Here is a 15,459-nt window from a genome sequence, read left to right on the forward strand (position 1 = left end):
GCCTGGCGGCTGTCAGCGCTCGACGAGACGGTCGAACTGCGTCGTGGTGTGGCGCAGGTGCGCCACGAGCTCGTCGCCCACCCGGGGCTCCTGCGCGTCGGCCGGCACGAACAGGATCGACACCTGCATGTGCGGCGGCTCGGCGAACCAGCGCTGCTTCCCGGCCCAGACGAACGGCGACAGGTTCCGGTTCACGGTGGCGAGGCCCGCCCGGGCGACGCCCTTGGCGCGCGGCATGACGCCGTGCATCGCCTTCGGGGCCTCCAGGCCCACGCCGTGGGAGGTGCCGCCGGCGACGACGACCAGCCAGCCGTCGGAGGCGGCCTTCTGCTGGCGGTAGCCGAAGCGGTCGCCCTTGGCGACCCGGGTCACGTCGAGGACGGCGCCCCGGTACTCCGTGGCCTCGTGGTCGCCCAGCCACAGCCGGGTGCCGATCCGTGCGCGGAAGCGCGTCTGCGGGAACTGCTGCTGGAGCCGCGCCTGCTCCTCGGCCCGCAGGTGGCTCACGAACATGGTGTGCAGCGGCAGCCGGGCGGCCCGCAGCCGGTCCATCCAGGAGATGACCTCCTCGACGGCGTCGGTGCCGTCCGGACGGTCCAGGGGCAGGTGGAGGGCGAAGCCCTCCAGACGGACGTCCTCGATGGCGGCGTGGAGCTGCTGGAGCTCCTCCTCGCGGACGCCGTGCCGCTTCATCGAGCTCATGCACTCGATGACGACCCGCGCGCCCACGAGGGCGTGGACGCCGTCCACGGACGAGACCGAACGGATCACCCGGTCGGGCAGCGGAACCGGTTCCTCGCCGCGGCGGAACGGGGTGAGGACCAGCAGGTCGCCACCGAACCAGTCCTTGATCTTCGCGGCTTCGTAGGTGGTGCCCACGGCGAGCATGTCGGCGCCGAACCGGGCCGCTTCGTCGGCGAGGCGCTCGTGCCCGAAGCCGTACCCGTTCCCCTTGCACACCGGGATGATCCCGGGGAACTGGTCGATGACGGTCTTCTGGTGCGCCCGCCAGCGAGCGGTGTCGACGTAGAGGGAGAGCGCCATGGCCGGCCCGGAACCTTTCTGACGGCAGCGGTGTATCAAAGGTGTGTACGAGACTACGAAGCCTACGGAACGGTCAGCGGCGCGACATGTAGATGTCGAGCGCCTTGTGCAGAAGCTTGTTCAGCGGGAAGTCCCACTCGCCGACGTACTCGACGGCCTCGCCGCCCGTGCCCACCTTGAACTGGATGAGTCCGAAGAGGTGATCGGTCTCGTCGAGCGAGTCCGAGATGCCCCGCAGGTCGTAGACGGTCGCGCCCATGGCGTACGCGTCGCGCAGCATCCGCCACTGCATCGCGTTCGAGGGCCGGACCTCACGGCCGATGTTGTCGGAGGCGCCGTAGGAGTACCAGACGTGCCCGCCGACGACGAGCATGGTCGCGGCCGACAGGTTCACACCGTTGTGGCGCGCGAAGTAGAGCCGCATGCGGTTGGGGTCCTCGTTGTTGAGGACGGTCCACATGCGCTGGAAGTACGAGAGCGGGCGCGGCCGGAAGTGGTCGCGGACGGCCGTGATCTCGTACAGCCGCTGCCACTCGGCCAGGTCCTCGTAGCCGCCCTGGACGACCTCGACACCGGCCTTCTCGGCCTTCTTGATGTTGCGGCGCCACAGCTGGTTGAAGCCCTTGAGGACGTCGTCCAGCGAGCGGTTGGCGAGCGGGACCTGGAAGACGTAGCGGGGCTGCACGTCGCCGAAGCCGGCGCCGCCGTCCTCGCCCTGCTGCCAGCCCATCTTCCGCAGCCGGTCCGCGACTTCGAAGGCACGCGGCTCGATGTGGGTCGCCTCGACGTCCTTGAGGCGCTTGACGTCCGGGTCCTGGATGCCGGCCTTGATGGCGGTCGAGTCCCAGCGGCGGATGACCACCGGCGGGCCCATCTTCACGGAGAAGGCGCCCTGCTGCTTGAGGTGGGCCAGCATCGGCTGGAGCCAGTCGTCCAGGTTCGGCGCGTACCAGTTGATGACAGGGCCCTCGGGCAGGTACGCGAGGTAGCGCTTGATCTTCGGGAGCTGGCGGTAGAGGACCAGGCCGGCGCCGACGAGCTCACCGGACTTGTCGAACCAGCCGAGGTTCTCCGAGCGCCACTCGGTCTTCACATCAGCCCACGCCGGGACCTGGCAGTGGCTCGCGGCGGGCTGGCTCTGGATGAATGCCAGATGCTGCTCACGGCTGATGGTCCTCAGGGTCAGGCTCATGCGGGGCGCTCCTCGGCAGGTGTGTCCCCATCGGTCAGGGGCTCCGGCTCTCGCGCCGAAGCCTACTGTGACCTTGGAGCGCCCCGAATGGGTGTGTGTGCCCCGACGTGCCGCCGGGGCTCAGCTGATGACGCCGCCGAAGAGGCCGCCGTGCGCCATTCCGAGGTAGAAGCCGAAGGCCGAGGCGCCGAGTCCGAGGACCAGCAGGAACCGTTCGCGCGTGGTCACGGAGATGAACTGTCCGTACGCGCCGGTCAGGATGCCGATCAGGCCCGACCAGGAACTGAGCAGATGCAGGTTGTCGAACTGCGCGGTGGTGAACGAGATGACCCCCAGCACCAGCGTGACAGCCATCAGGGTGTCCTGGAGCGGGTGGGGCTTGCCGTCGGTCGCGAAGAGAGAGTGGCCGGGGTCGGGTCGCATTGCCTGTGCCATGAGGCACCTCCTGGCGTGGCTGCCGGAAGGCGGCGCATCGTAGCGCCGCCCACATCCGTTGTGTACAGATTGCGTCCCCTCACCGGAGAATTTCAACCGCAAGCCGATGTGCGGGTACTCTGTACAGCTGCGCCGGTGTCTGCCCAGGTCCTTCCGGGACCCCGACGGCACCCCTCGCTCGTCGAGGGGGACTGTCAGTGGTGGTGGATACCGTTGCTTACGCATCACGACCCTCCTGCCACGGAACGACCGTGGCCGCTGAGTCCAAAGGAGGTGGGTTCCACATGCGTCACTACGAAGTGATGGTCATCCTCGACCCCGATCTGGAGGAGCGCGCTGTCGCCCCCCTGATCGAGAACTTCCTCTCCGTCGTCCGTGAGGGCAACGGAAAGGTCGAGAAGGTCGACACCTGGGGCCGTCGTCGTCTCTCGTACGAGATCAAGAAGAAGCCCGAGGGCATCTACTCGGTCATCGACCTGCAGGCCGAGCCTGCGGTCGTCAAGGAGCTCGACCGCCAGCTCAACCTGAACGAGTCGGTCCTCCGGACCAAGGTCCTCCGCCCCGAGACCCACTGAGCTTCTAGCTCAGAGGTCATCGGGTTCGAGTAGCAACACAGCAGCCAGAAGCAAACCCGCCGAGAGGTTCCCCCATGGCAGGCGAGACCGTCATCACGGTCGTCGGCAATCTTGTCGACGACCCCGAGCTGCGCTTCACCCCGTCCGGTGCGGCGGTCGCGAAGTTCCGTATCGCGTCCACCCCCCGCACCTTCGACCGTCAGACCAACGAGTGGAAGGACGGCGAGAGCCTCTTCCTCACCTGCTCGGTCTGGCGTCAGGCGGCGGAGAACGTCGCCGAGTCGCTCCAGCGAGGCATGCGCGTCGTCGTGCAGGGCCGGCTGAAGCAGCGGTCCTACGAGGACCGTGAGGGCGTCAAGCGCACGGTCTACGAGCTGGACGTCGAGGAAGTCGGCCCCAGCCTCAAGAACGCCACGGCCAAGGTCACCAAGACCACCGGTCGAGGCGGCCAGGGTGGATACGGCGGCGGCGGCCAGCAGGCCGGCGGCGGCGGCGGTGGCGGCGGCTGGGGTGGAAACTCCGGCGGTTCCCAGCAGGGTGGTGGCGGTGCTCCCGCCGACGACCCGTGGGCGACCGGCGGCCCCTCCTCCTCCGGCGGCGGCCAGCAGGGCGGCGGCGGTGGCGGCTGGGGTGGAAACTCCGGCGGCGGCTACTCGGACGAGCCTCCCTTCTAGGGCACGCCCCCAGAAGCAGCTCGTACCCCCACTTCTTGATCACACAGGAGAAACACCATGGCGAAGCCGCCTGTGCGCAAGCCTAAGAAGAAGGTCTGCGCGTTCTGCAAGGACAAGACCGTGTACGTGGACTACAAGGACACGAACATGCTGCGGAAGTTCATTTCCGACCGCGGCAAGATCCGTGCCCGCCGCGTGACCGGCAACTGCACGCAGCACCAGCGTGACGTCGCCACGGCCGTCAAGAACAGCCGTGAGATGGCGCTGCTGCCCTACACGTCCACCGCGCGATAAGGGAAGGGTGACCGGAAAATGAAGATCATCCTCACCCACGAGGTCTCTGGCCTCGGTGCCGCTGGCGACGTCGTCGACGTCAAGGACGGCTACGCTCGCAACTACCTGGTCCCGCGTGGTTTCGCGATCCGCTGGACCAAGGGTGGCGAGAAGGACGTGGCGCAGATCCGCCGCGCCCGCAAGATCCACGAGATCGCGACCATCGAGCAGGCCAACGAGATCAAGGCCCAGCTCGAGGGCACGAAGGTGCGCCTGGCCGTTCGCTCCGGCGACGCCGGCCGTCTCTTCGGCTCCGTGACCCCGGCCGACATCGCCTCGGCGATCAAGACCGCGGGTGGCCCCGACGTCGACAAGCGTCGCGTCGAGCTCGGTTCGCCGATCAAGACCCTGGGCTCGCACCAGGTGTCCGTGCGTCTGCACCCCGAGGTTGCCGCGAAGCTCGGCGTCGAGGTCGTCGCCGCGTAACGCTGCCCTTGGCAGTCTGCGCTCAGCAGTGAGGAAGGGCCGTACCCCTCAGGGTGCGGCCCTTCCGCTGTTTCACGTGAAACAGCGGATTGCTCAGCGGGTGGCGCCCGTGACGATCCAGCGGCCGGAGCGCATCCGGAACCAGAGGGTTCCCATCCGCACCGTCATCATCAGGGTCATCGCCCACCAGAGCGCCGTCAGCCCGCCCCCGAGCGCCGGGATCATGAGGGCGACCGGGGCGAAGACGGCCAGGGTCAGCAGCATGGCCCAGGCCAGGTAGGGGCCGTCTCCCGCGCCCATCAGGACGCCGTCGAGGACGAAGACCACGCCGGAGATCGGCTGGGAGAGCGCGACGACCAGGAGAGCGGGGAGCAGTGTGTCCTGCACGGTGGTGTCGCCGGTGAAGAGCGGGACGAACAAGGGGCGGGCGACGATGAGCAGTGCTCCGAGCGCCACACCGGAGACCACGCCCCACTGGATCATGCGGCGGCAGACCTGCCGTGCGCCGTCGGCGTCGTCCGCGCCGAGGTAGCGGCCGATGATGGCCTGGCCCGCGATGGCGATGGCGTCGAGCGCGAAGGCCATCAGGCTCCACAGGGACAGGATGATCTGGTGGGCGGCCACCTCCGCGTCCCCCAGCCGGGCGGCGACGGCCGTGGCGATCAGCAGGACCGCGCGGAGCGAGAGCGTACGGACCAGGAGCGGGGCGCCGGCCTGGGCGGAGGCGCGAATGCCTGCTGCGTCGGGCCGGAGGGAGGCGCCGTGCCGCCGGGCTCCGCGTACGACCACGACGAGGTAGGCGACGGCCATGCCGCACTGGGCGATGACCGTGCCCCAGGCGGATCCGGCGATGCCGAGGCCGGCGCCGTAGACCAGGCCGACGTTGAGCGCGCCGTTGGTGGCGAAGCCCGCGATGGCCACGTAGAGCGGTGTACGGGTGTCCTGGAGGCCGCGCAGGACGCCGGTGGCGGCCAGGACCACCAGCATGGCGGGGATCCCCAGGCTGGAGATCCTGAGGTACGTGACGGCGTACGGCGCGGCGGTGTCGGAGGCCCCGAAGACGCCGACGAGCCACGGCGCCGCGGGCAGGGTCAGCACGACGACGGCGGCGCCCAGGAGGAGTGCGAGCCAGATGCCGTCCATGCCCTGTCGGATGGCGGCCTGGAGGTCGCCCGCTCCGACGCGCCGGGCGACGGCCGCCGTGGTGGCGTAGGCGAGGAAGACGAACACGCTGACGGCGGTGGAGAGCAGTGCCGCGGCGATCGCGAGGCCAGCGAGCTGGGGTGTGCCCAGGTGGCCGACGATGGCGCTGTCGACCATCAGGAACAGTGGCTCGGCGACGAGCGCACCGAAGGCCGGCAGGGCGAGGGAGACGATCTCGCGGTCGTGCTGTCGGCGGACGGCCTTGGAGGTCGCGGGGGCCTGAGTCATGGGCTCAATCTAATCTTCCACAGGTAAGAGATGCAATGCCTTTGTGATCCTTACTTTTGCCTGGTGCGAGGCTTCGGGTGTGGGCCGTTTGTTCTGATCTTGGTTCACGGGCAGAACTTTTTCTCCCCCACAGCCCGTGGATGGGAAAACTGCAGGTCAGATGCGTGAGGCCGAGGGGGTTATGAGTTTGTCCACATGGCTGTCCCCCGCTCCGTGCACAGGTTCCGGCGAGTTCTCCACAGCATCTGGCCCTTCACCCACAGGGCCTGTGGATAACCAGATTGGCTGACGCCCCCCGCGGGCCTACCGTGGACCGGCGCCCGACGCGCCAGAAGCGGACGCAAAGCCACTCGTTGATCAAGGCCGTGGCGTAAGAAAGAGTGGCACGGCGAGGTCCGCGGAGCGGACGGGAGGAGGTGGCTTGGTGAGCGTTCCCGAGCCCATGGACGACCCTTGGGCCGACAGCGGACCGAGCGACCGGCTGCCCACCCGTACCCGCGGTGAAGGCCGGGGCCGAGGCAGGGGACGGGACGACCAGCACGAGCGGGGAAGCGAAGGCTCCTGGGACGGCGGGCTCTCCGGCTTCGAGCGCGTTCCCCCGCAGGATCTCGACGCCGAGCAGTCCGTCCTCGGCGGCATGCTGCTCTCCAAGGACGCCATCGCGGACGTCGTGGAGATCATCAAGGGCAACGACTTCTACAAGCCCGCCCACGAGACCGTCTACGCGGCGATCCTCGACCTCTACGCCAAGGGCGAGCCCGCCGACCCGATCACGGTCGGCGCCGAGCTCACCAAGCGCGGCGAGATCACCCGCGTCGGCGGCGCCTCGTACCTCCACACGCTGGTCCAGTCGGTCCCGACCGCCGCCAACGCCTCGTACTACGCCGAGATCGTCCATGAGCGGGCCGTCCTGCGCCGCCTCGTGGAGGCCGGCACCAAGATCACACAGATGGGGTACGCGGCCGACGGGGACGTCGACGAGATCGTGAACTCGGCCCAGGCCGAGATCTACGCGGTCACCGAGCAGCGCACCACCGAGGACTACCTGCCGCTCGGCGACATCATGGAAGGCGCGCTCGACGAGATCGAGGCGATCGGCTCCCGCAGCGGCGAGATGACGGGTGTGCCCACCGGCTTCACCGACCTCGACTCGCTCACCAACGGACTCCACCCCGGCCAGATGATCATCATCGCGGCCCGTCCCGCCATGGGTAAGTCGACCCTCGCGCTGGACTTCGCCCGGGCGGCCTCCATCAAGCACAACCTGCCCAGCGTCATCTTCTCGCTCGAAATGGGCCGCAACGAGATCGCGATGCGCCTGCTCTCGGCCGAGGCCCGCGTCGCGCTCCACCACATGCGCTCCGGCACGATGACCGACGAGGACTGGACGCGTCTCGCCCGCCGGATGCCGGACGTCTCCCAGGCCCCGCTGTACATCGACGACTCCCCGAACCTGTCGATGATGGAGATCCGCGCGAAGTGCCGCCGGCTCAAGCAGCGCAACGGCCTCAAGCTCGTCATCATCGACTACCTGCAGCTCATGCAGTCGGGTGGCTCCAAGCGGCAGGAGAGCCGTCAGCAGGAGGTCTCCGACATGTCGCGGAACCTGAAGCTCCTCGCCAAGGAGCTGGAACTGCCGGTGATCGCGCTCTCGCAGCTGAACCGTGGTCCCGAGCAGCGCACCGACAAGAAGCCGATGGTCTCCGACCTGCGTGAGTCCGGCTCCATCGAGCAGGACGCCGACATGGTGATCCTGCTGCACCGAGAGGACGCCTACGAGAAGGAGTCACCGCGGGCGGGCGAGGCGGACATCATCGTCGGCAAGCACCGTAACGGTCCGACGGCGACCATCACCGTCGCCTTCCAGGGTCACTACTCCCGTTTCGTGGACATGGCCCAGACCTGACCCGAAATGGGTGTAGGGCCTCATTTCCCGTGTCGGAATCTCACGATCGATGTCGGATGAATGTCGGATACGACATTGCCGTGAGATTGGCCAGGCTCTTGAGGTCGAATTCGCTCAAACGTGTGGACGTTCCAAGCTCTCTTGGTGCATGTACTGCCGTACGGCCCAGGCTGTCACCGACTGCTTGATCGCATCGAACCTGATGCTGCGGGAGTGGGGTGCTCGTGCCAGGTGAGTCGGCGATGGTGTGTTTCCGTACATCGGGCCGGGGGTTCGAAGACGCGCCATGGGAGAGCGTCAGCAGCGCGACGTTAGCGACAGCGTCTCCATGGCGGACATTCCGGTGGTACGACGGCCAGAAGCACTACTCGGGCACCTACTGGTCCTCGACCATGCGTGACCACGTGATCTACGAGTCGCGGCTTGAACTTGCTCGGCTGCTGTTTGACGACTTCGACCCATCCGTCCGCCGCATCCTTGCCCAGCCCTTCCTGCTGAAAGCCGAGGTGGAAGGCAAGGTTCGCAAACACATCCCGGACTACCTTCTGATCAGCGAGGACGGTCCGGTCGTGGTCGACGTCAAGCCGAGGCACCGGGTGGCCAAGCCAGAGGTGGCGTTCACTTTCGACTGGACGCGGCGGCTGGTGGAGACACGCGGATGGCGATACGTCGTGTGGAGCGAACCTGCGCCGGCGGAACTCGAGAACCTTCGGTTCCTCGCCGGGTACCGACGTGACTGGCTTTTCGATGGTCTCCTGCTCGACGAACTTCGAGCGATGGGGCTGGATTGCCGGACACTTGGCGAACTCGATGACGCACTCGCCGGACGGGAACCGGAAGAGGTCCGTGCTGGGGTCCTTCACCTTCTCTGGCGTGGTGAGCTGGTCACCGACTTGACTACCCCGCTCAGCGGTCATCACGTTCTGAAGGCTTCGAAGTGAGTTGGGCCGGAGTCCGCGTGGGGGTTGGTACACGGTTCCGCTATGACGGCGAGACCGTTGAGCTCATCGAGCTGGCGATCACCGCGAACGGCAACGAGGCGGTACTGAAGAACGGCCGCGGGAAGCTGCTGAGACTGGCAGTGAAGGAGCTGCTGCTGTCTGATCGAGTTCGTGTGATCCCGGATGCTCCGGGACCGTCCGGTGACGACGACGAAGACGTCGCTGGCGTCGTGCTGAGCCAGCTGTCGAAAGCCGAGCAAGACGGACTACGAGAGCGGGCAGGCCATGTCCGGGAGGTCCTCACTGGCTACCGTTCGGGTGCTCCCGAGCTGGCAGCGGAAGGCGAGCCGAGGCCGGAATACTCGCCTGACCTCCCGCTCGGCGAGCGCTACGCGAGCAAGGCCGCTGAACTCGGCGTCACCGTCCGTACCGTCGAGCGCTGGGTTCGGGACTTTCGCCGTGGCGGCGAGGCGGGCTTGGCGGCTGCCGGGCGACCCGCACGTGGGCGGGTCACGAAACTGGATGACCGGTGGGTGGAGACAGCCACGGAGGTCATGGTCGAGCACGCTAAGGAGTCCAAGCCGTCCCGCACGCTGGTGATCGAGCGGACCCGAGCACGGGTGGTTGCACGGTTCGGCCCGGATGTCGTCCCGCAACCCAGCCGGGCTACGGCCTTCCGGCTGCTTGAGGAGTTGGAGGACCAGCACCCACTCTTCCGGCTGAGTGCGAAGCGGAACCGGGACATCGCTGGCCGGCCAAGTGAGCCTTATGGCAAGTTGCGGCCGACCAGGCCGGGCGAGTACCTCCTGATGGACTCCACTCGACTGGACGTTTTCGCCTTCGACCCGTTCACGCTTCGATGGGTGCAGGCTGAGCTCAGCGTCGGTATGGACTGGTACACCCGCTGCATCACCGGCATCCGCCTCACCCCGGTGTCGACGAAGGCGGTGGACGTCAGCGCGGTGCTCTACCAGTCGTTCCGGCCCAGGCCGGCTGGGAAGGACTGGCCGCGCTACGCGGTCTGGCCCGAGCACGGCATCCCTCGGACGGTCCTCGTGGATACGGCTGTCGCCGAAGGGGCTGGTGCAGCTGGCCCCATTCTGGTTCCGGAAACCCTGGTCATCGACCACGGAAAGCAGTACGACTCCGAGCATCTGACCAGCGTCTGCCGGCGGATGGGCATCTCGATCCAGCCTGCGAGGCTACGGACGGGCCGCGACAAAGGGCCGGTCGAAAGATTCTTTCGCACCCTGCGCGAGGGCCTGCTTCAAGCATTGCCCGGCTATAAGGGGCCGGACGTCCATTCCCGGGGGGAGAACCCGGAGGACGACGCCTTCTTCTTCCTGCATGAGCTGGAGTCGATCATCCGTGAGTGGGTCGCGGCGGTCTACCACCATCGACCGCACACGAGTCTGGTCGACCCGGGCCTGCCAGGGCTGCGGATGTCCCCCGCCGCGATGTTCGAGCACGGCATGGCCCGGGCGGGTTACATCGAGGCCCCCAGAGACCCCGATCTCGCCTACGAATTCCTGAAGACCGAATGGCGCACGATCCAGCACTACGGAGTCGAGATCGGCCGTCGCCGCTACAGCGGCCCCGGCCTCAAGGGCCTCAGCGATGTCCGGAGTCCCTACAAGGGTCCGGTCGAGAACGGATGGCCCTTCCAGGTTGACCCCGACGACATCACTCGCATCTACGTCCGGGACCTGGACCGTCGCTGGCGCACCCTGACCTGGGAACATGCGCCCACGGCCGGTATGCCGCTGAGCGAGGATGCTCTCGCCTTCGCCCGGAAACTGGCTGCTGCGAAGTATCGCTTTCCTGACGACCGTCTTGCGGTCGCCGACCTATTGGAGCGCTGGAACCTCGGCCTGGGCACAACGCTGGCAGAGCGGCGGATGGCCCTGCGGCTATCGCGAGAGCAAGCGGCCATCGAACTGCCCGAGTCCGACGAGTCAGTCGTCTCGCTGCCCTCAGTCCGCAAAGCCCTGGGGGACAAAGACAGCTCGTCCCACGAGGAGCTGGAGGAGATGGAGCCGGCCGAGACGGGGGATGACGACGAGGCCGACTTCGAAGTCCTCGTCGAAGAGGATGACTTCTACGCCGACGCACTGGAGGACGTGTGACTGACCCGCTCCCGCTGGGCCTGGGGAATCTGGCGTTGTCGCGGAAGGAGGACTTCAAGGAGTTCGCCAACGCTCCGCGTCGCGAACAGCCAAGGTCGCTGACGAGGTCAGAGTTGAAAGCTCTGACCTCTGAGGCGAGAGCCGTCTACGACCGACTGCGGCGGGAGTGGCATGCCAACCTCGGGCCGATCAGGACGCAGCAACTGGCCGATCTTCACGAGGATTTGTGGGACATCGTCGACAGCAATCAGCAGGATGGTGACAAGGCCAAGGGCGCCGTGGCTGTCGACGCCTTTCCCGGCCTCGGGAAGACGACGTCGGTGCTGGCGTTCCTCCGCGAGTTCCACCACCGGGAGATCGCCGAGAACGGCGAGTTCACAGCGCAGGGACACGAACGGCTTCCGGTCTGCCGGGTTGGACTGACCGGCAATACCGGCATGAAGGACCTCAACCGTGCCATTTTGGAGTTCTTCGGCCATGCCGGACGCAACCGCGGAACAGCCGCCCAGATGGGCCAGCGGGCCCTGGACTGCGTGTTGTCCTGCGAAGTGCGCGTCCTCGCCCTCGACGATCTGCACTTCCTGAAGTGGCGCAACACCAGCGGCATCGAGGTCAGCAACCACCTGAAGTGGATCGCCAACGAGTTCCCCGTGACCTTGCTGATGATCGGCGTCGGACTCGCAGAGAAGGGCCTGTTCAGCGAAGGAACCACTTCTGGTGACACAGCCCTGGCCCAGACAGGCCGGCGCACGACTCGACTGGACATGCAGCCCTTCACCATCACGAACGAGGCGGGCCGCCGAGAATGGAGGAAGATGCTCCTCGCCCTGGAGAAGCGAGTGGTCCTAGCCGATAAGTACCCCGGCATGCTTGCAGACGATCTTTCCGACTACCTCTTTGCCCGCAGCACCGGGCATATCGGCTCTCTGATGACACTGATCAACCGGGGCTGCCAGAGAGCCGTCCGCAGCGGCACCGAACGCCTCGACCGTGACCTGCTCGACCGAGTGAAGAACGACGAGGCATCCGAGAAGGCTCGCAGAGAGCTCGAAGCAGCCCTGGACAAGCGACGACTCACCAGCCAGGCCCGATCCAGCAACCGGAAAGCCGCGTGACGTCCGGCCTGCGGACTCTCCCGATCAGAGTCGCGCCGCTGCCAGGAGAAGCCCTGGACTCCTGGCTGGAGACTCTGGCCCACCGCAGCATGGTCAGCTTCCGCGAGATCCTGATCGCCTTGGGACTGCCCGGCCGACGCGACGGCAACCTCCCTGACCTCACCCGCTACCTCGAGCCGGAGCAGGCAGAACAGGCCGCGGCCGTCAGCGGAGTCCCCGCTGACCGGTTGCACGCGATGACGTTGCGCCAGTACGACGGCCATGCGCTCGTACTGCACCCGGACCGCCGGACGGTGAACCGCATGCAGCTATGGGGCCGAAACGGCTCCCGATACTGCCCCCAGTGCCTTCACGAACACGACGGCCGCTGGCAGTTGCGCTGGCGCCTCCCCTGGAGCTTCGCTTGCACTCGGCACCGGATCCTGCTGCCGCATGCCTGTCCCTCTTGCGACCAGCGCACCCGCCACGGCCGAGTCAGCATCTTCCGGGATCTTCCACCCCATCAGTGTCCTACGACGCTGAAACCGTCAGGGGCGCTCTGCCAGACGGATCTTGCCCTGGCCCCCGCGGCCGCCCTTCGCGAAGACAGCCCAGTACTGGCGTCGCAGCTCTGGATCAACGACCTGCTGGACCGAGTCGAACAGGGACAAGCGCAGTCCCTCCCCACACCCCAAATGATCTTCAACGACCTGCGTGCGCTGGCCTCCTGGGTCTTGCGCATCGCGGAACCCGGCGACTTCCCGACACTCGATCCACATGTCGAGCAGGCATGCCAGGGCTACGCCGGAGACGGCCAGTTCTCGCCCACCTCGGCGGCAGTGACCGCAGGCGGACTCACCCGCGCCGTCCACATCCTTCAACAGGGCTCCGACAAGACAAACATCGCCACGCTGCGGACCCTCCTTGAACGAGACGGCGAGCGACTGGACCTCATGCCCCTCGGCGACATCAATAAGCGCTGGAGGGCGCACTCCACTGCCCTGCAACAACTGATCTGGCAGGCCATGGACACCCGCATGGCGAACGTGGACCGGCTCCGCTTCCGAAGCTGTACCACTCGCCCGCGCCCACCCCACAAGATGAACGAGACCTTGACCACGGCACGGGCTGACCGAGTCCCACAGTTGCTCTGGCGTGGATGGACTGCCCGCTTCCTGCCCGCCGCCGGCGTCCGGAACATCGGCAACTTCCGCGCGGCCTTGGCTGTCGCACTCCTCCTCCCCGGAGCATCCAAACGTCACTTCGACCCCCTGATCAGCATGCTCGGCCATCAGACGCAGCTCGACGTCCACTACACGCTCGCCGAGCTTGCCCAGCAGGGCCACGGCGGAGTCCTCACCGGGCTCTGCGAGATCGCCGACTATCTGGACACCCAGCCCGTCCCCATCGACTACGAACGTCGACGCGGGCTGACAGGTGAGGGCCTCTTGCCCGCTGATGACTGGGTTTCGATTTGCACACAGACCGGTGTCCACCCGGGACAGGAAGCGCGGCTGCTGTCTGTGCGCCGCTACCTCTATCAGCGCATCACCGGAAATGATCTCCGGCAGGCGCCAGAGTCGCTCCGGATCACGACCGCCGAGGAGACGGCAGGCGTCGCGGTGGTTCCCTTCCGGATCACCGCCGCCCTGCTGGGAACTCTCGACAAGTACGGCGAGAACTACCTACGGGGTTTGGGCATCGACGAACCGCTGACCTGGGAGCCTCCAGCGGATCTTGCCGCTGGACTCTGCCTGCCCGGCAGACCAGTGGACGTGACACGAGCGCACCGTCTCATCTGCGCTGAGGGCCAAGCGCCCGCCGTCGCAGCCAAGGAGATGGGCGTCGCTCTGGAGAGCATCCGCCATTGCTTCGAGCAGCACCCACCCAGCAGCCCCTGGCCCTCCAAAAGCGGCGGATCTTGGGTCGACCCCAGCCGGCCCATCGCTCGACGGTCCCGGCTTGCCGCAGCTCAGGCCCGTCAGCAAGCACATACCGTGCTCACCGACGATTTCCTGCGACGCGAGTACCTCGACGCGCGGAAGACGGTCAGAGAGATCGCCTCAGAGACCCGTCTCCCCAAAAGACTCATCAGCGAGGCGCTGAATCAGTCCGGCCTCATCGCTAGCCGAGAGCCATCGAGGAAGCCGATCGGCGATGAGCGGTGGATCCGAGAGCAGTACATCCGGCAGGCCCGGACCCTGGCCAGCATCGCCACCGAACTGGACATGAGCCCAACGACCCTGACACGCCGCCTCCGGGCCATGGGCATCGCACTCCGTCCACGCGGCGGACGCCGGGCCGTGAGCCAATCGGAACTCGACTCAGTACCGCCGCTGATCAGGCCGGCCCTCACAGATCGGCGCTGTTGGGGCCGCCTTCAGCGGTTTCGAGAAGCCATGAAGCATCGCACCCTCGCCGAGGCATCACGCCAGCTCGGAACCACTCGCTCGGTCCTTTACACCCAGTTTGCTGCCCTGGAAGGTGATTTGGGCGTCCAGCTCTACATCCGCCCCCGCCGGGGCGAATCACTCCGCCCCACCAAGGCCGGACAAGCCGTGATGGACGCGCTGACCGACAGCGAAGGCGTCCGACCAGGCGGCAACACCATCGAGACCGGCATCCCTCCCGCCTCCAGGCAGAACCCATGACCAGCCGATCGTCGGCGGTCGGCTATCGAACAGGACCGCACTCATTGACCAGAATGGTCGGCTCCGACAGGAAGACGTTCGGGTCGACGGGCCCATAGGCAACGTTGAACGTGTCGAGCCAGTACGACCAGTCCCGTATTCCGGCGGCGCTACTGAACCGATAGTTCAACTGCCAACGGACCCACTGCCCCGGGACCAGACGCACCGCCGGCGGCCGCCGCGGGCGCGGCGGCAATCCGAACAACGGCTCCACACGCGCCAGCACGCGGAGCCGATCGCACTCGTCTCGCAAGCTGAGTCCGACCTGGCGCAAGTCCCTCTCACTCTCGTGTGGCTCGAAACCGTCACGCTCGGACATCTGGATGACCTGGGCGCAGGAAGACGGCACTGGTGACACCAGGAACCCCGTTGGCGCTGAGTTCCTACGGGCAGCAGCGTCACCGCCCCTGGAGTGCTTCGTCCAGGACGTCCTGATCCACTGAACCGTAATCTCCACCGGAACCGCCTTTCGCCTGGGACACTACGGCGACCACAGCCTGCACGGCACTCGGGTTTTGGCGTGCTGCCCGGCGGCCCGGAAGATTCCGGCTGAGACGGACCTATTGCACGGCCCTAGAGTCCAACAGCGGAG

Annotated in this window: 14 protein-coding genes; 9 read left to right on the forward strand and 5 right to left on the reverse strand. The window is 66.9% G+C overall.

Going from position 1 to position 15,459, the window contains the following annotated elements:
- Window positions 1-12: 12 nt before the first annotated feature.
- The 3 genes from ACN9MM_RS19750 to ACN9MM_RS19760 all read right to left on the reverse strand — a co-directional run bounded on the left by ACN9MM_RS19750 (window position 13) and on the right by ACN9MM_RS19760 (window position 2,671).
- Window positions 13-1,044 carry an alanine racemase gene (locus ACN9MM_RS19750; protein WP_382858036.1) on the reverse strand — a complete coding sequence of 344 codons (1,032 nt, stop codon included), beginning with the start codon at window positions 1,042-1,044 and terminating at the stop codon, window positions 13-15.
- Window positions 1,045-1,117: 73 nt separating this feature from the next.
- Complete coding sequence (locus ACN9MM_RS19755; RefSeq protein WP_189804939.1) at window positions 1,118-2,236, reverse strand: lipid II:glycine glycyltransferase FemX; 1,119 nt, start codon at window positions 2,234-2,236, stop codon at window positions 1,118-1,120.
- Between the two features lie 120 nt (window positions 2,237-2,356).
- A complete protein-coding gene (locus ACN9MM_RS19760) occupies window positions 2,357-2,671 on the reverse strand; it encodes a hypothetical protein (protein WP_382858033.1) in 315 nt (104 codons plus the stop codon).
- Window positions 2,672-2,955: 284 nt separating this feature from the next.
- Between ACN9MM_RS19760 and rpsF the strand changes: the two genes are divergently transcribed.
- From rpsF to rplI, 4 genes are all read left to right on the forward strand, one after another.
- Entirely contained in the window at window positions 2,956-3,246 is a 291-nt protein-coding gene (rpsF, locus tag ACN9MM_RS19765; RefSeq protein ID WP_007383258.1) for a 30S ribosomal protein S6, read from the forward strand.
- Window positions 3,247-3,320: 74 nt separating this feature from the next.
- Window positions 3,321-3,920: a single-stranded DNA-binding protein gene (locus ACN9MM_RS19770; protein WP_382858030.1), complete on the forward strand. Its 600-nt coding sequence runs from the start codon at window positions 3,321-3,323 to the stop codon at window positions 3,918-3,920.
- A gap of 57 nt (window positions 3,921-3,977) precedes the next feature.
- Window positions 3,978-4,214, forward strand: a complete 237-nt coding sequence (gene rpsR, locus ACN9MM_RS19775) for a 30S ribosomal protein S18 (protein ID WP_003956534.1) — start codon at window positions 3,978-3,980, stop codon at window positions 4,212-4,214.
- A gap of 18 nt (window positions 4,215-4,232) precedes the next feature.
- Window positions 4,233-4,679, forward strand: a complete 447-nt coding sequence (rplI, locus tag ACN9MM_RS19780; RefSeq protein ID WP_053640001.1) for a 50S ribosomal protein L9 — start codon at window positions 4,233-4,235, stop codon at window positions 4,677-4,679.
- 93 nt (window positions 4,680-4,772) lie between these two features.
- Here the strand turns inward: rplI and ACN9MM_RS19785 are convergent, their stop codons facing one another.
- Window positions 4,773-6,110, reverse strand: a complete 1,338-nt coding sequence (locus tag ACN9MM_RS19785; RefSeq protein WP_426364859.1) for an MATE family efflux transporter — start codon at window positions 6,108-6,110, stop codon at window positions 4,773-4,775.
- 424 nt (window positions 6,111-6,534) lie between these two features.
- On the opposite strand from ACN9MM_RS19785, the gene dnaB reads away from it, so the two are divergent.
- From dnaB to ACN9MM_RS19810, 5 genes are all read left to right on the forward strand, one after another.
- Entirely contained in the window at window positions 6,535-8,016 is a 1,482-nt protein-coding gene (dnaB, locus tag ACN9MM_RS19790; protein WP_426364860.1) for a replicative DNA helicase, read from the forward strand.
- 242 nt (window positions 8,017-8,258) lie between these two features.
- The gene (locus ACN9MM_RS19795) at window positions 8,259-8,957 is read left to right on the forward strand and encodes a TnsA-like heteromeric transposase endonuclease subunit (protein WP_426364861.1); all 699 of its coding nucleotides are present in this window, start codon (window positions 8,259-8,261) and stop codon (window positions 8,955-8,957) included.
- Complete coding sequence (locus ACN9MM_RS19800) at window positions 8,954-11,083, forward strand: helix-turn-helix domain-containing protein (protein WP_426364862.1); 2,130 nt, start codon at window positions 8,954-8,956, stop codon at window positions 11,081-11,083. Before ACN9MM_RS19795 ends, ACN9MM_RS19800 begins: the two co-directional genes overlap by 4 nt.
- Window positions 11,080-12,198, forward strand: a complete 1,119-nt coding sequence (locus ACN9MM_RS19805) for an ATP-binding protein (RefSeq protein WP_426364863.1) — start codon at window positions 11,080-11,082, stop codon at window positions 12,196-12,198. Before ACN9MM_RS19800 ends, ACN9MM_RS19805 begins: the two co-directional genes overlap by 4 nt.
- Window positions 12,195-14,828, forward strand: a complete 2,634-nt coding sequence (locus tag ACN9MM_RS19810) for a TniQ family protein (protein WP_426364864.1) — start codon at window positions 12,195-12,197, stop codon at window positions 14,826-14,828. Before ACN9MM_RS19805 ends, ACN9MM_RS19810 begins: the two co-directional genes overlap by 4 nt.
- Before the next feature lie 22 nt (window positions 14,829-14,850).
- On the opposite strand, the gene ACN9MM_RS19815 is transcribed toward ACN9MM_RS19810, so the two are convergent.
- Window positions 14,851-15,324, reverse strand: coding sequence for a hypothetical protein (locus ACN9MM_RS19815; protein ID WP_426364865.1), 474 nt, complete (start codon window positions 15,322-15,324; stop codon window positions 14,851-14,853).
- Window positions 15,325-15,459 lie beyond the last annotated feature (135 nt).

Source organism: Streptomyces sp. E-08 (assembly GCF_049913095.1).
Lineage (GTDB): Bacteria > Actinomycetota > Actinomycetes > Streptomycetales > Streptomycetaceae > Streptomyces.